Annotated in this window: 1 protein-coding gene; it reads right to left on the bottom strand. The window is 74.3% G+C overall.

Going from position 1 to position 22,738, the window contains the following annotated elements:
• Window positions 1–22,299 carry a type I polyketide synthase gene (locus IOD16_RS41015; protein WP_268957723.1) on the bottom strand — a complete coding sequence of 7,433 codons (22,299 nt, stop codon included), beginning with the start codon at window positions 22,297–22,299 and terminating at the stop codon, window positions 1–3.
• Between the last annotated feature and the right edge of the window lie 439 nt (window positions 22,300–22,738).

The raw sequence follows: 22,738 nt of genomic DNA on the forward strand, positions 1-22,738 counted from the left end.
CTACTCCCCCGCGGTGCGGTGCTCGCCCGATCGGATGACCTGGGTCCTGCGGTGTTCGTCGTCGAGGATGCTGAACAGCTCGCTGTCGGTGGCGTCGTCCAGGTCGTCCTCGGGTTGGGCGCGTTTGGCGGTCCACGACGCCAGCAGCGCTTCCAGTCGTGCGGCGACGGCGTCGTGGTCGGTTGCCTCCGCGCGGTCCAGGGCGGACTTGAGCTGGTCCAGCTCGGCCAGCAGCGGGTCGGGCGCGGTCGCGGACAACCGCTCCCGCAGGTGGTCGGCCAGCCGGGCCGGGGTCGGGTGGTCGAAGGTGAGGGTGGCGGGCAGCCGCAGCCCGGTGTCCGCGTCGAGCTGGTTGCGCAGCTCCACGGCGGTCAACGAGTCGAACCCGAGGTCCTTGAACGCCCGGTGCGGGCCGACGGCGTCGGTGGTGGCGTGCCCGAGCACCCGGGCCACCGCGCGCCGGACCAGGACCAGCACGTCGTGCGTCGGCTCGGCCTGGTCCGGGTCGCCCGTGCGGCGCGGCCGGCCCAGCGGTCGGTCCGCCGTGCGGCGGTCGAGCCGGACCGGCGCGAGCACGGGTTCGCCCGCGGTGAGGGCGGCGTCGAACAGGGCCAGGGCCTCGTCGGTCGCCAGCGGCAGCACACCCGCCTCGGCCATCCGGCGCCGGTCGGCGTCGGTGAGCTTGCCCGTCATGCCGCTGGTCTGCGCCCACGGGCCCCAGGCCAGGGACACGGCGGGCAGGCCGTTGGCGTGCCGGTGCGTGGCGAGGGCGTCGAGGAACGTGTTCGCGGCGGCGTAGTTGGCCTGGCCCGGTCCGCCCAGCACACCGGCGGCGGAGGAGAACAGGACGAACGCCTCCAGGTTGTCGGTCAGCTCGTGCAGGTGCAGCGCGGCGGCGGCCTTGGGCCCCCAGACCTCGGCGAGCCGTTCGGCGTCCAGCGCCTGCACCACGGCGTCGTCCAGCACACCGGCCGTGTGGACGACGGAGGTGACGGGGTGCTCGGCCAGCAGTCGCGCCACCGCGTCGCGGTCGGCCACGTCGCAGGCGACCACCGTGACGTCGGCCCCGGCCAGGTCCGCGACCAGCTCGGCGACGCCCGGCGCGTCCGGTCCGCGCCGGCCGGCCAGGACCAGCCGCGTGACGCCGTGCGCGGCGACCAGGTGGCGGGCGACCGCGCCGCCGAGCACGCCGGTGCCGCCGGTGACGAGCACCGTGCCGTCCGGGCTGAGGGTCGACGGCAGCGGCGCGTGCTCGGCGCGTTCCAGGCCGGGCAGGTAGGCGTGGCCGGCCCGGATCGCCAGCTGCGGCTCGTCGCCGACCACCAGGACCGGCCCGTCGGTGTCGACCAGCGCGAACCGCCCGGGGTGCTCGGAGGCGGCGGAGCGGACCAGGCCCCACACGGCGGCGGCCCGGAGGTCGGTCACGTCCTCGCCGCGCACCGACACCGCGCCGCGCGTCACCACGACCAGCCGGGCCGCGTCGTCGCTGCCGGCGAGGAACTCCTGCACCACGCCCAGGGTCTCGGCGGGATCGGTGGCGTGGTGGACCTGGTCGGCCGGCCCGGCCGGTTCGGCGACCGCGTCGGTTCCGTGCCAGGCGAGCCGGTACAGGGACTGCCGGCGGGGAGTCTCCCGCGGCGCGCGCAGCGTCAGCGACTCGATGGCCGCGACGGGCTCGCCGTCGGGGTCGACCAGGCTGACCCGGTAGGTCTCGGGTCCGGTCGCGGTGAGCTTCGCGCGTGCCGCGGTGCGACCGGTCGACCAGACGGTGACGCCGGTGAACGAGAACGGCAGCTTGGCGCGGTCGTCGGCGATCGTGACGGCTTGGAGCACGGCGTCCAGCAGCGCGGGGTGCAGGGTGAACCGGTCGCCGTCGGCGGGTAGCCGGACGTCGGCGTAGAGGTCGTCGCCGTGCCGCCGGACGGCCCGCAGGCCCTGGAACGTCGGGCCGTACTCGAACCCGGCGTCCGCCAGGGACTCGTAGAACCCGGTCAGGTCGACCGGTTCGGTGGCCGGCTCGGTCCACGGCGCCGGCGCCGCGGCCGCGCCCAGCAGACCGGTGGCGTGCCGCTGCCAGTCGCCGTCCGACCTGGAGTGGATCGCGACGGCACGGCGCCCGGCCTGGTCGGGCGCGCCGACCGTGACCCGCACGTCGACCGGGCCGGCCAGCACCAGCGGCGCTTCCAGCGCCAACTCCTCCACCGCCGCGCGGCCCACCTGCCTGCCGGCCCGCAGCGCCAGCTCCACGAACGCCGCGCCCGGCAGCAACGCGGACCCGAGCACGGTGTGCTCGGCGAGCCACGGCTGGGTGGCCGCGGACAGCTGCCCGGTCAGCACCACGCCCTGCTCGTCCGCCAACTCCACCACCGCGCCCAGCAACGGGTGGTCGACCGCGGCGAGCCCCGCGCCGGTGACGTCCGTCGACGTGGCCGGCATCAACCAGAAGCGCTCACGCTGGAAGGCGTAGGTCGGCAGTTCGGCGTGGGCGGTGGGCAACGTCCACTCGGCACCGCCGACCCACAGCCGGCCGAGGGCCGCGAGGAGCCGTTGGGGCGAGTCGTCCTCCCGCCGCATCACACCGATCGGCACGAGAGTGGGATGAGGACCGATCTCCAGGAACGTCGTCACACCACGGGCACGCAACCACTCCATGCCATCCTCGAACCGCACCGCCCCACGCGCCTGACGCACCCAATACCCGGCGTCGAAAACCACACCTGCGGAAAGGTCCCCGCCCAGGGGATCCCTGATCTCAACGCTACCCGACAAGTCCGACACCAGCGTCGACACGATCGGGATCTGGGGATGACCGAACGACAACCCCTCCACCACCCGCGCGAACTCCCCCAACATCGGCTCCATCCGCGCCGAGTGGAACGCATGGCTCACCGCCAGCCGCCGGGTTTTGTGCCCCAAGGTCTCCCACAGGTCCGCGACTTCCAGCACGGCGGCTTCGTCGCCGGAGATCACCACTGCCTCGGGCCCGTTGACGGCCGCGATCTCGACGCCCTCGGGCAACGTCTCCGCCACCTCCGCCGAGGCGGCCCGGATCGACACCATCGCGCCACCCGGCGGCAACTCCTGCATCAACCGACCACGCGCCGACACCAGAACGCACGCGTCATCCAGGCTCAGCACACCCGAAACGTGCGCGGCAGCGATCTCACCCACCGAATGCCCGATCAGATAATCAGGCCGCACACCCAACGACTCCACCAACCGGAACAACGCCACCTCCACCGCGAACAACGCCGGCTGCGTGAACCGGGTCTGATCGAGATCCACCTCCCACAACGACAAGCCGAGTCGGTCGCACACCTCGTCCAGAGCCGCCGCGAACACCGGGTACGCCTCGTGAAGACGACGCCCCATGCCGCGCCACTGCGAACCCTGACCCGAGAACACGAACGCCGTCTTGCCGGGCCGGGCCTCACCGATCGGCACGTCACCTCGGGCCAGCGCGTCGAGGTCCGCGACGAGCGTCGCCGGATCGGTGAGCGCGGCACGGTGAGGGAGCCGCGCCCGCGTCGCCAGAGCGGCGCCGACGGCCGGGTCACCCGCGAACTCACGAAGCCGCCGCGCCTGCGCCCGCAACGCCTCCGGCGACTTCGCCGACACCAACCACGGCGCCGGGCCGGCCACCTCGACCGGCTCGGCCGGAGGCACGTGCTCGAGGATCAGGTGCGCGTTCGTCCCGCTGATCCCGAAGGACGACACACCCGCCCGGCGCGGCCGGTCGACGTCGGGCCAGGGCGTGGGCTCGGTGAGGAGCCGGACGCCGCCGGTCTCCCAGTCCACGTGGGTGGTCGGCCGGTCGACGTGGAGCGTGCGGGGCAGCACGCCGTGCCGCATCGCCATGATCATCTTGATCACGCCCGCGATACCCGCCGCCGCCTGGGTGTGGCCGATGTTCGACTTCACCGACCCCAACCACAACGGCTCCGCGCGATCCTGGCCGTAAGTGGCCAACAACGCCTGTGCCTCGATCGGATCACCCAACGTGGTGCCGGTGCCGTGCGCCTCCACGGCGTCCACATCGGACGGACGAATGCCGGCATTCGCCAACGCCTGCCGGATCACCCTCTCCTGCGACGGACCGTTCGGCGCGGTCAACCCATTGGACGCGCCGTCCTGGTTCACCGCTGAACCCTTGACGACCGCCAGCACCCGGTGCCCGAGCCGACGCGCCTGCGACAACCGCTCCAGCAGCACCAGACCCGCGCCCTCGGACCAGCTCGTGCCGTCGGCCGCGTCGGCGAACGACTTGATCCGCCCGTCCGCCGCCAGACCCCGCTGCCGGGAGAACTCCACGTACCCGGACGGCGTCGCCATCACCGTCACGCCACCGGCCAACGCCAGCGTGCACTCCCCCGACCGCAGGGCCTGCGCGGCCAGGTGGATCGCCACCAGCGACGAGGAGCACGCCGTGTCCACCGACACCGCCGGGCCTTCCAGCCCGAGCAGGTAGGACACCCGCCCGGACGTCACGCTCGTGGCCGTGCCGGTCGACAGGTAGCCCTCCAGGTCGGGTGGCTGGGCGCCGGAGCCGTACCCGGACGACCAGATGCCGGTGAACACGCCCGTCTGGCTGCCCTGCAACGACGTCGGGTCGATCCCGGCGTGCTCGAACGCCTCCCACGCCGTCTCCAGCAGCACCCGCTGCTGCGGGTCCATCGCCAACGCCTCACGCGGCGAGATCCCGAAGAACGCCGCGTCGAACCCGGCCGCCTCGCGGAGGAAGCCGCCCGAACGCGTGTAGCTGGTGCCGGGTCCGCCCGCCGGGTCGTAGAGCCTGTCCAGGTCCCAGCCGCGATCGGCCGGGAAGTCGCCGATCGCGTCCACGCCCTCGGACACGAGCCGCCACAGGTCCGCCGCCGACCCGACACCGCCCGGGTACCGGCACGCCATGCCGACCACCACGACCGGGTCGTCGGTGACGGCCGCGGCGACCGGCGCGGCGGTCTCGCGCCGCCGACCGAGCAGGAGCCCCCGCAGGTGGGTCGCGAGGGCGGTCGGCGTCGGGTGGTCGAACGTCAGCGTGGCGGGCAGCTTCACGCCCAGCGCCGAGGCCAGCCGGTTGCGCAGCTCCACCGCGGTCAACGAGTCGAACCCGAGGTCCTTGAACGCCCGGTTCGCGGCCACCCCGTCGGTGCGTCCCAGCACCACGGCGGTGTGCGCGCCGACCAGGTCGAGCACGACGGTCTGCTGTTCGGCCTCGGTCAGCGACGCGAGCCGCCGCGCCAGGTCCGTGTCCACGACCCGACGCGCCCGCCGGGTCAGCCCGCGCAGCGACGGCGCGGTGAGGTCGAGCCGGGCGGGCACGACGGCGGGCGCGCCGCCGGCCAGTGCCGCGTCGAACAACGCCAGGGCGTGCTCGGTCGACATCGGCACGACCCCGGACCGCTCCAGGCGGCGCTGGTCGGCCTCGGTCAGGTGCCCGGTCAAGCCGCTGGCCTGCTCCCACTGCCCCCACGCCAGCGACACGGCCGGCAGGCCCAGGGCGTGCCGGTGGGCGGCGAGGGCGTCGAGGAAGGCGTTGGCGGCGGCGTAGTTGCCCTGACCCGCGCCGCCGAGGACCCCGGCCGCCGACGAGAACAGCACGAACGCCGCCAGGTCACGGGTCAGCTCGTGCAGGTGCCACGCGGCGTCGACCTTGGGCCGCAGCACGTCGTGCAGGCTCTGCGGGGTCATCGCGGTCACCACGGCGTCGTCCAGCACGCCTGCCGCGTGCACGACGGCGCACAGGTCGGGGATCGTGGCGAGCACGTCGGCGAGCGCCGCCCGGTCGGTCACGTCGCACGCGACCACCGACACGTCCGCGCCGTCGATCTCCACCTCGCCGCCGCGGCGGCTCAGCAGCACCAGTCGCCGCACGCCGTGCCGGGCCACCAGGTGCCGGGCCACCAGGACGCCCAGCGTGCCGGTGCCGCCGGTGATCAGCACGGTGCCGTCCAGGTCGAGCGCGCGGTGCGAGCCCGAAGCCCGGGTCAGCCGGGGGGCGAGCACCGCGTCGCCGCGGACCGCCACCTGGAACTCGTCGGCGGGCGCCCGGACCTCGCCGTCGTGGTCCGCGTCGACCAGGGCGAACCGGCCGGGGTGCTCGGCCTCGGCCGCCCGCACCAGCCCCCAGACCGCGGCGGCGGCCGGATCGGTCACCTCACCCGGCCCGGTCGCGCCGTGCGTGACGACCGTGAGCCTGCCGTCGTCGGAGGTGCGCAGGAAGTCCTGGAGGACGGCCAACGTCTCGGCGGTCAGGGTGTGCGCGGCCCGCGCCGGGTCGGCTCCCGGCTCGCTGACCACGTGGTGCACGGCCGTGTCCTCGAACGACGGGGTGACCGGCATCCAGTCGAGGCGGAACACGCGCGTGTCGCGGGTCTGGAAGTCCGCCGTCATCGGGCGCACGGTCAGCGCGTCCACGACGGCCACGGGCTCGCCCGCGCCGGTGGCGAGCAGGACCCGGTAGGTGTCGGGACCGGTGGGCGTCAACCGGACGCGTGCCGCCGTCACGTCCGTCCTCAGCACGGCCACGCCGGCGAACGAGAACGGCAACCGACCTGCCGCGACCAGCGTGAGCGGCTGCAACGCGGCGTCCAGCAACGCGGGGTGCAGGCCGAACCCGTCACGGGCGTCCAGGGCGACCTCGGCGTACAGCTCGTCGCCGTGCCGCCACACCGCCCGCACGCCCTCGAACGCCGGGCCGTACTCGTAGCCGCGGGCCGCGAGGTCGTCGTAGAAGCCGGTGAGGTCGACGGGTTCGGCGTCGGACGGCCACTGGAGCGGTCGTGACGCGGGCACGTCGACGCCGAGCGTGCCGGTGGCGTGCCGGACCCAGTCGCCGTCGGCGCGGGAGTGGACGGTGACCGCCGTGCCGTCGACCACGACCTGCACCAGCACGGGGTCCTGCGCGGGCAGCGCCATCGGGGTTTCCAGGAGCAGCTCGTCCAGCACGTGCCGGCCGACCTGGGCGCCGGCCCGCAGGGCGAGTTCGACGAAGCCGGTGCCCGGCAGGAGCACCGTGCCGTGGATGGCGTGATCGGCCAGCCACGGCTGGGTGGTCGTCGACAGCCGGCCGGTGAGCACCACGCCGCGCCCCGCCGCGAGTTCCACGGCCGCGCCGAGCAGCGGGTGGTCGGTCGGGTCGAGCCCGACCGCGGTCACGTCGGCGGTTCCCGGCACGGGTGCCAGCCAGTAGCGGTCGTGCTGGAACGGGTACGTGGGCAGGTCCACGTGACCGGCGGCGGGCACGGGCCAGTCGACGTCCACGCCGGTCACGAACAGGCGTGCCGCCGCTGCGGCGAAGTCGCCCTGGTCACGGCGCAGGGTGCCGGCCGCGAGCTCGACGTCCAGTGTGGGCACCAGCACCGGGTGAGGGCTGACCTCGATGAACACCTCGTGCCCGGCGCCGGTCAACGCCTCGACCGCTCGGTCGAACCGCACGGTCTCACGCAGGTTCCGATACCAGTAAGCCGCGTCCACGGTGTCCACCAAGCCATCGGTCACCGTGGAGTGGAACGGGATCCGCGCCGACCGCGGACTGAGGTCCGCCAAGTCGGCCAGCAGCCGTTCCCGGACCGCCTCCACCTGCGCCGAGTGCGCCGCGTAGTCCACCGGCAGGACGCGGGCCCGGATGCCGTCGGCCTCGCAGACCGCCACGAGTTCGGCGAGCGCGGCCGGTTCGCCGGACACGACCACCGTGGACGCCGAGTTGACGGCCGCGATCGACAGCCGCTCACCCCACCGGGACAACAGCTCCGAGTCCGGCGGCAGGGTCACCGACACCATGCCACCCTGGCCGGAGATCGCCATCAAAGCCTTGCTGCGCAACGCGACCACCCGCGCGGCGTCCTCCAAGGAGAGTGCCCCGGCCACGTAGGCCGCCGCGATCTCACCCTGCGAATGCCCCACCACCGCGTCCGGCTCGACACCACGCGAACGCCACAACGCCGCCAACGACACCATCATCGCGAACAACGCCGGCTGCACCACGTCCACCCGGTCCAGCGCACCGCCGTCCAACACCTCGACCAACGACCAGTCGACGTGCGGGGCCAACGCCCGCTCGCACGCGTCGACCGCGTCCCGGAACACCGGCTCGGCGGCGTACAGGTCGCGGCCCATGCCGACCCACTGCGCGCCCTGACCCGGGAACACGAACACCGACTTCCCGAGCGCCGACGCCGTCCCCGTCACCAGACCCGGATGCTCACGCCCCTCCGCCAACGCACCCAAAGCCGCCGGGTCCAACACCACCGCGCGGTGGTCGAAACGCGCCCGACCGGCCAGGACGCGGGCCACGGCGGACGCGTCGGCCTCGTCGACGGCCCGGGCCAGCCTGCGGGCCTGGTCGCGCACCGCCCGCTCCGACTTGCCCGTGACCACCCACGGCACCCGGCCGACGTCCGCACCGGGCTCCGCGACGGTCTCGGGTGCCTGCTCGATGATGACGTGCGCGTTCGTGCCGCTCACCCCGAACGACGACACACCCGCCCGACGCGGACGGTCGACCTCCGGCCACGGCACAGCGTCGGTGAGCAGCCGGATGTCCCCTGCCGTCCAGTCCACGTGCGGCGTCGGCTCGTCCACGTGCAACGTCCGCGGCAACCGACCGTGCCGCAACGCCATCACCATCTTGATCACACCCGCGACACCCGCAGCCGCCTGCGTGTGACCGATGTTCGACTTCACCGACCCCAACCACAACGGCTCCGACCGCTCCGCCCCGTAGGTCGCCAACAACGCCTGCGCTTCGATCGGGTCACCCAACGTGGTGCCGGTCCCATGGGCCTCGACGGCGTCCACTTCGGACGGATGGACGCCGGCGTTCGCCAGGGCCTGCCGGATCACCCGCTCCTGCGACGGGCCGTTCGGCGCGGTCAACCCGTTCGACGCGCCGTCCTGGTTCACCGCCGAACCCGCCAGCACCGCCAACACCTGATGACCGTTGCGGCGGGCATCCGACAACCGCTCCAACAACACCAGACCCGCACCCTCACCCCAGCTCGTGCCGTCGGCGGCGGCGGAGAACGGCTTGCACCGACCGTCCGCCGCGAGCCCGCGCTGCCGGGAGAACTCGGTGAACCCCAGCGGGTTCACGATCACCGTCACGCCGCCGGCCAGCGCCAGGTCGCACTCCCCCGACCGCAGCGCCTGCGCCGCCAGGTGCATCGCCACCAGCGACGACGAGCACGCCGAGTCCACCGACACGGCCTGCCCGCGCAGCCCGAGCAGGTATGCGACGCGGCCGGACGTGACGCTCGGCGAGATGCCGGTCGCCAGGTAGCCTTCGGCGTCCCGCGGGGCCTGGTCGACCACACCCCCGTACCCGGAGGACCACAGGCCGGTGAACACGCCCGTCTGGCTGCCCCGCAACGAGGTCGGGTCGATGCCGGCGTGCTCGATGGTCTCCCACGCGGTCTCCAGCAGCACGCGTTGCTGCGGGTCCATCGCCAAGGCCTCGCGCGGCGAGATGCCGAAGAAGTCCGCGTCGAACCCGGCCGCGTCGGTCAGGAAGCCGCCGGAGCGGGTGTAGCTGGTGCCCGCGTGGTCGGGGTCGGGGTGGTAGAGCCGGTCGAGGTCCCAGCCGCGGTCGGTCGGGAAGTCGCCGATGGCGTCCACCCCGTCGGACACCAGCCGCCACAGGTCGTCCGGCGACCCGACACCACCCGGCAGCCGACAACCCATGCCGACGATCACGATCGGGTCGTCGTCCTCCACCGCCCGCGCGACCGGTTCGACGACCTCCGGACGCGTGCCCGACAGCTCCTGCCGCAGGTGCTCGGCCAGTTCCTCGGGCGTCGGGTGGTCGAAGACGAGGGTCGCGGGCAGGCGGAGACCGGTCGCCGTGGTGAGCCGGTTGCGCAGCTCCACGGCGGTCAACGAGTCGAACCCGAGGTCGCGGAAGGCCAGCCGGGGTTTGACCGCCGACGCGTCGGTGTGCCCGAGCACGGCCGTGGTGTGGGCCGTGACGAGGGACAGCAGGTCGGTCCGGGGCTCGGCGGGCGGCGGGAGCGCGCGGGGCGCGCGGGTGGCCAGGTGCGCGGTCGTCACCGCGGGTTCGCCACTGGCGAGGGCCGCGTCGAACAGGGCCAGCGCCTGTTCGGTCGTCATCGGGGAGATGCCGGCGCGGGCGAAGCGCTCCTTGTCCGTCGCGGTGAGGTGCGCGGTCATGCCGGACGCCTCGGCCCAGTACCCCCACGCCATCGAGACGGCCGGCAGGCCGAGGTCGTGCCGGTGCCGGGCGAGGGCGTCGAGGTAGGAGTTGGCGGCGGCGTAGTTGGCCTGCCCGGCGGTGCCCAGGACCCCGGCGGCGGCGGAGAACAGCACGAACGCGTCCAGGTCGGCGGTCAGCTCGTGCAGGTGCCAGGCGCCGTCCACCTTGGGTCGCAGCACCCGGTCCAGCTGCTCGGGGGTGAGGCCCTGCACCACGCCGTCGTCCAGCACACCGGCGGCGTGCACCACGGCGGTCAGGTCGGGGATCGACGCCAGCAGCTCCTCGACCTGGGCGCGATCGGACACGTCGCACGCGACGACGCGCACGTCAGCGGCCAGCTCCGGAGCCTCGCCACCGCGGCGACCGGCCAGCACCAGCCGCCGCACGCCGTGCCGGGAGACCAGGTGCCGCGCCAGCGCCAGCCCGAGCGTCCCGGTGCCGCCGGTGATCAGCACCGTGCCGTCGGCGAGCCGGGGCACGGTGAGCACCAGCTTGCCGACGTGCCCGGCCTGGCTCATCAGCCGGAACGCGTCCACCGCGCGCCGGATGTCGTGGGTGGCGACGGGCGGCAGCCGGAGCACGCCGTCGCCGAACAGCCGCAGCACCTCCGTCAGCACGTCGCCCAGGTGGGAGGGGTCGGCGTCGTTGAGGTCGAACGCCCGGTAGTCGACGTCGTCGAGGACCCTGATGTCCGTCTTGCCCATCTCCACGAACCGGCCGCCGGGCGCGAGCAGGCGCAACGACGCGTCGGTGAACTCACCCGCCAACGAGTTCAGCACCACGTCCACCCGCGGGAAGCGCTGCTCGAACTCCAGCGTTCGCGACGACGCGATGTGGTCGTCGTCCAACCCCAGGTCACGCAACACGTCCCACTTGCCGGGGCTCGCGGTGGCGAACACCTCCGCGCCCAAGTGCCGCGCGAGCTGGATCGCCGCCATGCCCACACCACCCGCGCCGGAGTGGATCAGCACCCGGTCGCCCTCGCCGAGCCGACCGAGGTCGACCAGCCCGTGCCAGGCGGTCAGGAACGCCACCGGGACCGCGGCGGCCTGAGCGAACGACCAGCCGTCCGGCAACGGCGCGAGCAACCGCTCGTCGGTGACGGCACGCGGCCCGAACGCGCCGGACGCGAGGCCGAGCACCCGGTCACCCACCTGCCACCGCGTGACGCCGGGCCCGACTTCGACGACCGTCCCGGCCGCTTCACCGCCCAACGCCGCCGCGTCCGGGTACATGCCCAGCGCGATGAGCACGTCCCGGAAGTTCACCCCCGCCGCGCGCACCGCGAGCCGCACCTGGCCGGCCTCCAGCGGCGGCTCGGCCACCTCCGCGAACGCCAGGTCGTCCAGGCTGCCGGTGCCCGACTCGACCAGCCGCCACGGACCGTCGAGCGACGTCGGCCGCGACCGGAACGGCGCCTGCCGGGGCGCCAGGACGGCGTCGCCGCTGATCGCCAGCTCCACCTCGTCGCCCGCCACGGCCGCCGCGTCCGACGCTTGCGCCACCGTGGCGTCGCCGGCCAGCCCGACCGCCACGAACCGGCCCGGGTGCTCGGCCGCCGCACTGCGGATCAGCCCTCGCACCGCCGCCCCGGCCGGCTCGTCCGCCCGGGTCGGCACGACCAGGCGCGCCCGGTCGTCGGACGCCAGGAACTCCTGGACCAGGTCGAGCGCCCGCCGGGTGAGGTCGTGCACGGACCCGGCGTCGGCCGCGCCGCTCAGCAGCGGCGCGAGGCGGACGGGCACCGGTGCGGACTCCGACGGCGGCACCCACTCGGTGCGCAGCAGCGTGGTCGTCGGCTCGGCGGCGGGTCGCACGGTCAGCGCTTCGATCGCCGCCACCGGCGCGCCCGCGGCGTCGGTCACCGTGACCGCGTAGGCGTCCGGGGCGGTGCGGGTCAGGTGGACCCGGACCGCCGAGAGGCCCGTCACGTGCACGGCGACGCCGGTGAAGGAGAAGGGCAGGCGCAGGCGGGTGTCCGGGTGCAGCAGGATCACCGGTTGCAGCGCGGCGTCCAGCAGCGCCGGGTGCAGGCCGAACTTCGCCCCGTCCGGGACCTCGACCTCGGCGAACAGCTCGTCGTCGTCGCGCCACAGCGCCCGCACACCCCGGAACGCCGGGCCGTACTCGTAGCCGAGGTCGGCGAGGTGGTCGTAGAACCCGTCGGGGTCGATCCGGTCACCCGCGGGTTCCCACGCGGAGGTGGTCGGGGTATGGGCGTGGTCGAGCGTGCCGGAGGCGTGGCGGACCCACTCGCCGTCGACCTTCGAGTGCACGACGACCGGTCGGCGGCCCTCGTGGTCCGGCGCGCCCGCGGCCACCTGGAGGTGCGCCGGGCGTTCGGTCACGGTCAGCGGCACGTGCAGCACGAGGTCCGCGACGACCGGGCAGCCCAGGGCTCGGCCCGCCTCGGCGGCCAGTTCCACGAGCGCCGTGCCGGGCAGCAGCACCGTGCCGTCGACCGCGTGGTCGGCCAGCCACGGGTGCGTGCGGGTGGAGAGACGGCCGGTCAGCACCGCGCCCTGGCCGTCCGGCAGCTCCACGGACGCGTCCAGCAGCGGGTGGCCGGGGGTGGACCCCGCCGCGCTCGGCAGGAGCCAGTAGCGCGTCCGCTGGAACGGGTAGGTCGGCAGGGCGATCCGGCCCGAGGCCGGCCGGGGCAGCGGGAAACCGCGCACGAGCAGGGTGGCCAGTGCGGCGCGGAAGTCGCCCTGGTCACGGCGCAGCGTGCCGGTGGCGACCTCGACGTCCAGCGCGGGCACCAGCACCGGGTGGGGGCTGACCTCGATGAACACGTCGTGCCCGGCGGCCAGCAGGGCCTCGGTGGCCCGGTCGAACCGCACCGGCTCACGCAGGTTCCGGTACCAGTAAGCGGCGTCGACGGTCTCCACCAAGCTATCGGTCACCGTCGAGTAGAACGGCACGTGGCCACGCCGCGGCGTGATGTCCGCCAGATCGGCGAGCAACCGTTCCCGGATCGCCTCGACCTGCGCCGAGTGGGCGGCGTAGTCCACCGGGATCCGCCGGGCGTTGACGCCCTCGCGCTCGCACAGCGCCAACAGCTCGTCCAACGCGCCGGGTTCACCGGACACCACGACCGTGGACGCCGAATTGACCACCGCGACCGTCAGCCGCTCACCCCACCGGGACAACAGCTCCGAGTCCGGCGGCAGGGTCACCGACACCATGCCACCCTGGCCGGAGATCGACACCAAAGCCTTGCTGCGCAACGCGACCACCCGCGCGGCGTCCTCCAAGGAGAGTGCCCCGGCCACATAGGCCGCCGCGATCTCACCCTGCGAATGCCCCACCACCGCGTCCGGCTCGACACCACGCGAGCGCCACAACGCCGCCAACGACACCATCATCGCGAACAACGCCGGCTGCACCACGTCCACCCGGTCCAGCGCACCACCGTCCAACACCTCGACCAACGACCAGTCGACGTACGGAGCCAACGCCCGCCCACACGCATCGACCGCATCCCGGAACACCGGCTCGGCGGCGTACAAGTCACGGCCCATCCCGACCCACTGCGCGCCCTGACCCGGGAACACGAACACCGACTTCCCGAGCACCGACGCCGTCCCCGTCACCAGACCCGGATGCCCACGACCCTCCGCCAACGCACCCAAAGCCGCCGGGTCCAACACCACCGCGCGGTGGTCGAAACGCGCCCGACCGGCCAGGGCCCGACCGATCTCGGCGTGCTCGCCGGGACGTTCGGCCACGAAGTCGCGCAGCCGCCGGGCCTGGTCGCGCAACGCCTCCGGGGTCTTGGCCGACACCAGCCAGAGCGGGTCGCCCTCCTCCGGTCGCGCCACCTCGGGCGCCTGCTCGATGATCGTGTGCGCGTTCGTGCCGCTGATGCCGAACGCCGACACGGCCGCCCGCCGGGGGCGGTCGGTGTCCGGCCACGCGACCGGTTCGGTGAGCAGCCGGACGTTCCCGGCGGCCCAGTCGACGTGCGGTGTCGGCTCGTCCACGTGCAGCGTCTTGGGCAGCACGCCGTGCCGCAACGCCATCACCATCTTGATCAGCCCGGCGGCGCCGGCGGCGGCCTGCGTGTGACCGATGTTCGACTTCACCGACCCCAACCACAACGGCTCCGAACGCCCGACGCCGTACGTGGCCAGCAACGCCTGCGCCTCGATCGGGTCACCCAACGTGGTGCCGGTCCCGTGCGCCTCCACGGCGTCCACATCGGACGGCTCCAGCCCGGCGTTCGCCAGGGCTTGGCGGATCACCCGCTCCTGCGACGGACCGTTCGGCGCGGTCAGGCCGTTCGACGCGCCGTCCTGGTTGACGGCGGTGCCCCGCACGACGGCCAGCACGTGGTGGCCGTTGCGGCGGGCGTCGGACAGGCGCTCCAGCAGCAGCAGGCCCGAGCCCTCGGCCCACCCGGCGCCGTCGGCCGCCGCGGCGAAGGACTTGCTGCGGCCGTCCGGCGCGCTCGCGCCCTGCCGGGACATCTCGGTGAACAGCGACGGCGAGGCGTTGACCGTGACCCCGCCGGCCAGCGCGAGGTCGCACTCGCCGGACCGCAGCGCCTGCGCCGCCAGGTGCAGCGCGACCAGGGACGACGAACACCCGGTGTCCAGCGACAGCGCCGGCCCGACCAGGCCGAGCAGGTAGGACAGCCGGCCGGAGCCGATGCTGGTCGCCGTGCCGGTGACCTGGTAGCCCTCCAGGTCGTCCGGGATGGGCCCGGTGGCGTACCCGGTGGACCAGATGCCGGTGAACACGCCCGTCTGGCTGCCCTGCAACGACGTCGGGTCGATCCCCGCGTGCTCGAACGCCTCCCACGCCGTCTCCAACAACACCCGCTGCTGCGGGTCCATCGCCAACGCCTCACGCGGCGAGATCCCGAAGAACGCCGCGTCGAACCCGGCCGCGTCGGCCAGGAACCCCCCGTGCCGGGTGGACGACGTCCGCGGCCGGGCGGACGTGGGGTCGAACAGCCCGTCCAGGTCCCAGCCCCGGTCGTCGGGGAACCCGCCGATGGCGTCCACTCCCCCGGACACCAGTCGCCACAGGTCGTCCGGCGACTCGACGCCACCGGGGAACCGGCAGCCCATGCCGACGATGGCGATCGGTTCGTCGGTCGCCACCGCGGACGTGGCGGCGGTGGCCGCGCGCTCACCGCGCAGGTGTGCGGCGAGCCGCTCGGGCGTGGGGTGGTCGAAGACCAGCGTGGACGGCAGCCGGCGGCCCAGGGCGGTGCTGAGGCGGTTGCGCAGCTCCACGGCGGTCAGCGAGTCGAAGCCGAGCTCCTTGAACGCCCGGCCGGTGTCGACGGCCTCCGGCGAGGCGTGGCCCAGCACGGCCGCCGTGTGGGTGGCGACCACGGCGAGCACGTCCACGTCGGACGGCGCCGCGGCGGGCTCGGCCCGTTCCTCCCGGACCTGCGCCTCGGGCAGGTCGGCGAGCAGCCTGCTCGGCCGCAGGCGGGTGTAGGCGGGGGCGAACTCCGCCCAGTCGACGGGGGTGACGACGGCGTGCGGCACGTCCTGGTCGAGCACGTCGCGCAACGCGGCCAGCGCCCGCCCGGACGGCATCTCGCCGAGGCCGAGCAGCCGCCGCTGCCGGCGCACCGACTCCAGCGCGGCCATGCCGCCCTCGGCCCAGATGCCCCACGCCACCGACGTGGTCGCCCGGCCCTCGGCGCGGTGCCGGGCGGCGAGCGCGTCGAGGAACGTGTTGCCCGCCGCGTAGGCCGCGCCGTGCCCGTCGCCCCAGACGCCGGCCGTCGACGAGAACAGCACGAGCGCGTCGAGGTCGGGCAGCAGGTCGGCGAGGTGGGTCGCGCCCGCGACCTTGGCGGTGACCACGTCGGCGAACCCGGCCACGTCGTCGTCGGCCAGCCGGCCGGACCTGATCACGCCCGCCGTGTGGAACACGGACCTGACGTCGCCGACCTCGGCCAGCAGCGCCGCCAGCGCGTCCCGGTCCGCCACGTCGCACGCGGCCACGGTGACCCGCGTGCCGGAGGAGGCCAGCTCCTCCCGCAGCTCGGCCGCGCCGGGCGCGTCCGGTCCGCCGCGGCTGACCAGCACCAGGTGCTCGGCGCCCTGCCCGACGAGCCAGCGGGCCACCTGGGCGCCGAGCGCACCCGTGCCACCCGTGATCAGGGTCGTCCCCTCGGGCCGCCACGTCCGGACCGGCGGGGTGGGCCTGGCCCGGCGCAGCCTGCGGGCGAAGACGCCACCGGCGCGGATCGACACCTGGTCCTCCGGGCCGCCGACCGCGGCGAGGAGACGTCGCACGCCCGCCGCGTCCGGCGTGGCCGGCACGTCGACGAGCCCGCCCCACCGGTCGGGGAACTCCAACGCGGCCGACGTGCCCAGTCCCCACACCAGCGCCTGTCGCGGGCGGTCGCCGAACGCGCCGCTGGTCACGCACCACAGCGGGGCTTCGAGGTCCCGCACGGCGGCCAACGTCCGCGCCAGGCCGACGGGCACGGCCGGGTGGTCCGGGTGCGGCGAGTCGTCCAGCGCCAGGAACGACAGCACGCCGTCGACCCGTTCCGCCGTGTCGACCACCTCGACACCGCTGTCCCGCAACGCCTCGACCGCCGCGTCGGCCCACGGGTGCCCGCCGTCGGGCCGCAGCACCAGCCACCGCCCGGCCGGCGCGGACGTGGGCGTCACGGGTGTCCACGTGACCTCGTACCGCCACGGGTCCGCGGTCGGCGCGGTGGACGTGAGCCAGTACGGCTCGTGCTGGAAGGCGTAGGTCGGCAGGTCCGCGGCCCCGGCCGGCGGCAGCGCGGGCGTCCAGTCGACGTCCACGCCGGCGACGAACAGCCGTCCGGCGGCCGTGAGGAACTCCCCGGTGCCGCCCTGGTCACGGCGCAGGGTGCCGGCGGCGACCTCGACGTCCAGTGCGGGCACCAGCACCGGGTGGGGGCTGACCTCGATGAACACGTCGTGCCCGGCGTCGGTCAACGCCTCGACCGCTCGGTCGAACCGCACGGTCTCACGCAGGTTCCGATACCAGTAAGCGGCGTCCACGGCGTCCACCAAGCCGTCGGTCACCGTGGAGTGGAAGGGGATCCGCGCCGGCCGCGGGCTGAGGTCCGCCAGGTCGGCCAGCAGCCGCTCCCGGACCGCCTCCACCTGCGCCGAGTGCGCCGCGTAGTCCACCGGGATCCGCCGCGCGTTGACGCCCTCACGCTCGCACAGCGCCAACAGCTCGTCCAACGCACCCGGTTCACCGGACACCACCACGGTGGACGCCGAGTTGACCGCGGCGACCGTCAACCGATCACCCCACCGGGACAACAGCTCCGAGTCCGGCGGCAACGACACCGACACCATGCCGCCCAAGCCGGAGATCGCCACCAAAGCCTTGCTGCGCAACGCGACCACCCGCGCCGCGTCTTCCAAGGAGAGTGCCCCGGCCACGTAGGCCGCCGCGATCTCACCCTGCGAATGCCCGACCACGGCGTCCGGCTCCACGCCGAACGACCGCCACAGCGCCGCCAACGACACCATCATCGCGAACAGCGCCGGCTGCACCACGTCCACCCGGTCCAGCGCACCGCCGTTCAGAACCTCGACCAACGACCAGTCGACGTGCGGGGCCAACGCCCGCTCACACGCGTCGACCGCATCCCGGAAGACCGGCTCCGACGCGTACAGCTCACGACCCATCCCGACCCACTGCGCACCCTGACCCGGGAACACGAACACCAGACCGCCGGTGGTGGTCGGCGGGCCGGCCGGTGGCGGGGTGGCGAGCAGTCCGGCCCGGTCCGCGCCGACGAGCACCGCGCGGTGGCGGAACCGGGCCCGGGTGGCCAGCTCACCGGCGATCGCGGCGACCGGCACGTCCGGGTGGGTGAGCGCGTACTCGCGCAGCCGTGCGACCTGGGCGTGCAGCGCCGCCTCGGTCTTCGCGCTCACCAGCCACGGCACCGTCCGGCCGTCGTCGACCGGCGGCGCGCCGGCGTCCGGGGACTGCTGGAGCACCAGGTGGGCGTTCGTGCCGCTGATGCCGAACGCGGAGACGGCCGCGCGCCGGGGACGATCGGTGGCGGGCCAGGCGGCGGCCTCGGTCAGCAGCCGGATGTCCCCGGCCGTCCAGTCCACGTGCGGCGTGGGCTCGTCCACGTGCAGCGTCTTGGGCAGCACGCCGTGCCGCAACGCCATGACCATCTTGATCACGCCCGCGATACCCGCGGCGGCCTGCGTGTGGCCGATGTTCGACTTCACCGAGCCCAACCACAACGGCTCCGCGCGATCCTGACCGTAGGTGGCCAACAACGCCTGAGCCTCGATCGGATCACCCAGGGTGGTGCCGGTGCCGTGCGCCTCCACGGCGTCCACATCGGACGGCTCCAGCCCGGCGTTCGCCAACGCCTGCCGGATCACCCGCTCCTGCGACGGACCGTTCGGCGCGGTCAACCCGTTCGACGCGCCGTCCTGGTTCACCGCCGAACCCTTGACCACCGCCAGCACCCGGTGCCCGAGCCGACGCGCGTCCGACAGCCGCTCCAGCAGCACCAGACCCGCGCCCTCGCCCCAGCTCGTGCCGTCGGCGGCGGAGGAGAACGGCTTGCTGCGGCCGTCGGGCGCGAGCCCGCGCTGCCGGGAGAACTCGGTGAAGATGACCGGTGTCGCCATCACCGTGACGCCACCGGCGAGAGCCAGGTCGCACTCACCGGACCGCAGCGCCTGGGCCGCCAGGTGGATCGCCACCAGCGACGACGAGCACGCCGTGTCCACCGACAGCGCCGGGCCGCGCAGACCCAGGTGGTAGGCGACCCGGCCGGACGTCACGCTCGTCGCCGTGCCGGTGACCAGGTAGCCCTCGACGTCCTCGGGCACCGGCGTGCCGACCGCGTACCCCGAGGACCAGATGCCGGTGAACACCCCGGTCCGGCTCCCGTGCAGCGAGGTCGGGTCGATCCCCGCGTGCTCGAACGTCTCCCAGGCCGTCTCCAGCACCAACCGCTGCTGCGGGTCCATCGCCACCGCCTCACGCGGCGAGATCCCGAAGAACGACGCGTCGAACCCACCCACGTCCGCCAGGAACCCGCCCTTGGCCACGGCGCTCGTGCCGCCGCTGCGCAGCTCCGGGTCGTGCAGCCGGCCCAGGTCCCAGCCGCGGTCATCCGGGAAGTCGCCGATCGCGTCCGCCTCGGCGGTCACCAGGCGCCACAGGTCCTCCGGCGACGCCACGCCGCCGGGGAACCGGCACCCCATGCCGACGATGACGACCGGGTCGTCCTCGTCCTCCACCGCCGCCGCCACGACCTCCGGCACGTCCACGACGCCGTCACGCAGGTGCGCCACCAGCTCGGCGGGCGTCGGGTGGTCGTAGATCAGCCCGGAGGCCAGCCGCAGGCCGAGCGCGTGGTTGATGCGGTCGCGCAGGGCGACACCCATGACCGAGTCGAAACCCAGGTCCTTGAACGTCAGCGTCGGGTCGATCTCGTCGGCGTCGGCGTGCCCGAGCACGGCCGCGATGGCGGCCCTCACCTGGTCGGCGGGATCGGCGGTCGGCTCGGCGGGCGCGTCAGGCGCGTCGGGCGTGACGTCGCCCAGCCAGTGCGACCGGCGCTGGAACGCGTACGCGGGCAGGTCGACCGGCCGGACGCGCGCCGGGAACGCGGGCGTGAAGTCGACGTGCCCGCCGGCGACGAACACCCGGCCCAGCGCGGCCAGGAACTCGTCCCGGCCGCCCTGGTCGCGGCGCAGGGTGCCGGTCGCCAGTGCGACCTCCAGCGTCGGCGCCAGCACCGGGTGCGGGCTGACCTCGACGAACGCGCCGTGGCCGTCGGCGGCGAGCGCGGCGGTGGCCAGGTCGAACCGGACCGGCTCGCGCAGGTTGCGGTACCAGTAGTCGGCGTCGAGGCCGGCGGTGTCGAGCAGGCCGCCGGTCACCGCCGAGTAGAACGGCACGTCGCCCGGCCGGGGGCGCACGTCGGCCAGGTCGGCGAGCAGCCGTCGCCGAATGGCGGACACCTGCGCCGAATGGGCGGCGTAATCCACCGGAATGGCGCGCGCCCGGATGCCGGCCGCCTCGCACGCCGCCGACAACTCGGCCAGCGCGGCGGGTTCACCGGACACGACGACCGCGCCGGGAGCATTTACCACGGCTACTGTCAATCGCCCGTTCCAGCGCGCGACGAATTGCTCGGCCTCGTCGACCGGCAGTGTGACGGAAATCATTCCGCCCTGTCCAGCCAATGAGACGAGGGCTCGGCTGCGCAATGCCACCACGCGCGCCGCGTCGGCCAACGACAATGCGCCCGCCACGTGTGCGGCGGCGATTTCGCCTTGGGAATGGCCGACCACCGCGTCCGGTTCGACGCCGTGGGACCGCCACAACGCGGCCAACGAGACCATCACCGCGAACAGCGCCGGCTGGACCACGTCCACGCGGTCCAGCGCGTCGCCGTGCAGCACGTCGACCAGCGACCAGTCGGTGTGGGGCGCGAGCGCGGCGGCGCAGGCGTCGACGCTGTCGCGGAACACCGGCTCGCTCGCGTAGAGGTCGCGCCCCATGCCGACCCACTGCGCGCCCTGGCCGGGGAAGACGAACGCGGTCCGCCCCGGGTCGGCGGCCCGGCCGGTGACCAGGTCCGGCGCCGGCCGGCCCTCGGCGAGCGCGGTCAGCGACGCTCCGCCGAGGAGCACGGCCCGGTGGGTGAAGTGCGTGCGCGTGGTCGCCAACGCGTGGCCGACCTCGGCGCTTGTCAGCCCGGGGTGGGCGGTCAGGTGCTCGTGCAGCCGCTCGGCCTGCGCCCGCAGGGCCTGCTCGGTCTTGCCCGACAGCACCCACGGCACCACGCCGGACCTCGGCTCGGACCCCGGCTCGGGCCTCGGATCGGACCCGACCGGCTCCCGGTCCGGCGGCTCGGCGACGACCACGTGCGCGTTCGTGCCGCCCATGCCGAACGCCGACACGCCCGCGATCAACGGCCGGTCGGCGCGCGGCCAGGGGGTGAGCTCGGTCTGCACCCGCAGCTTCAGCTCGTCGAACGGGATGGCCGGGTTGGGCGTGACGTGGTTGAGGCTGGCCGGCAGGGCGCGGTGGCGGATGCTCAGCACCGTCTTGAGCAGGCCGACGATGCCCGCCGCGCCCTCCAGGTGGCCGACGTTGGTCTTCGCCGAGCCGACCAGCAGCTCGGTGGCGCGCCCGGCGTGCGCGGCGCCGAGGCCGGCGGCTTCGACCGGGTCGCCGACCGGGGTGCCGGTGCCGTGCAGCTCGACGTACTGCACGTCGTCCGGCCGGACGTCGGCGCTGGTCAGGGCGTCGCTGATGACCTGGGCCTGAGCGTCGGCGCTGGGCACGGTGAGGCTGCGGGTGGGGCCGTCGTTGTTCACCGCGCTGCCGAGGATCACCGCGTGCACCGGGTCGCCGTCCGCGAGCGCCCGGGCCAGCGGCTTGAGCACGACCACGCCGCCGCCCTCGCCGCGGGCGAACCCGTTGGCGCGGGCGTCGAAGGTGTGGCTGCGGCCGTCGGGTGACAGCCCGCCGAACTCGACGCCGCTGGTCTCGCGGCCGGCGGCGAGGTTGAGGTTCACCCCTCCGGCCAGGGCGAGCGCCGTCTCGCCGCGCCGCAGGCTCTCGACCGCCAGGTGCACCGCGACCAGCGCCGACGACTGCGCCGCGTCCACGGTCAGGCTCGGCCCGCGCACGCCGAGGAAGTGCGACACGCGGTTGGCGATGACGCCCCGGTTCGTGCCGGTCATCGTGTGCGGGGTGACGTGCGCCGGGTAGCTCAGGGTGGTGTAGTCGTCCCAGGTCGCGCCGATGAACACGCCCGTGCGGCCGCCGGTGAGCGTGCCGGGGACGATCCGCGCGTCCTCCAGCGCCTCCCACGCCAGCTCCAGCGCCAGCCGCTGCTGCGGGTCCATCGCCGCGGCCTCGCGGGGCGAGACGCCGAAGAACGCCGCGTCGAAGGCGTCGACCTCGTCCAGGAAGCCCGCGGGCAGGTCACCGGCCCGGCCGGGCGGCGGCGCGGTGATCGCGTCCAGGCCGTCGCGCAGCAACCGCCAGAACGCGGCCGCGTCGGGCGCGCCCGGCAACCGGCAGGACATTCCGACGATCGCGATCCGGTCGTCCGCACGAGACATTTCCCCACCCATCGGGTCACCCTGTTCCGCTCGCGAGAAATCGGGACGGTTCCCGGACGAAAGCAATGCGGCCCGCGCCACCGCAGTGTCGAGCAGTTGTTCCCCCGGCGGTGGAGAAAGGACGACCCGAACGTACCTCGGTTCCGCACGGCCCGGCTACCGGCGTATCGCGTTTCCGTCGAGCAGGCATCGGGATTCCGATCGTGCCACTGGCACCGGCGACGTGATTCGGCTTCAATGCCGCCGCGCTTGGCGACAAGGTGCGCGGCGCGTCCATCCGGCTATCCGCGGTACGGGCATTCGCGATGACCCAATGGTGCCGCCGGGTGTTTCCCGCGTGCCGAACGGCCCTGTCCTCCCGCCGGGGGTGGCGCCGGTCACGTGGTGCGGGATCCCGGCGCAGGACAGCAGCATGGAAGTTGTCGGACCCGCGGGCGGC

Source organism: Saccharothrix sp. 6-C (genome assembly GCF_016695385.1).
GTDB classification, from domain to species: Bacteria; Actinomycetota; Actinomycetes; order Mycobacteriales; family Pseudonocardiaceae; genus Actinosynnema; species Actinosynnema texasense.

Coding starts and splice junctions, on each gene's coding strand:
- IOD16_RS41015 (WP_268957723.1), bottom strand. CDS start 22,299: ATGTCTCGTGCGGACGACCGGATCGCGATCGTCGGAATGTCCTGCCGG.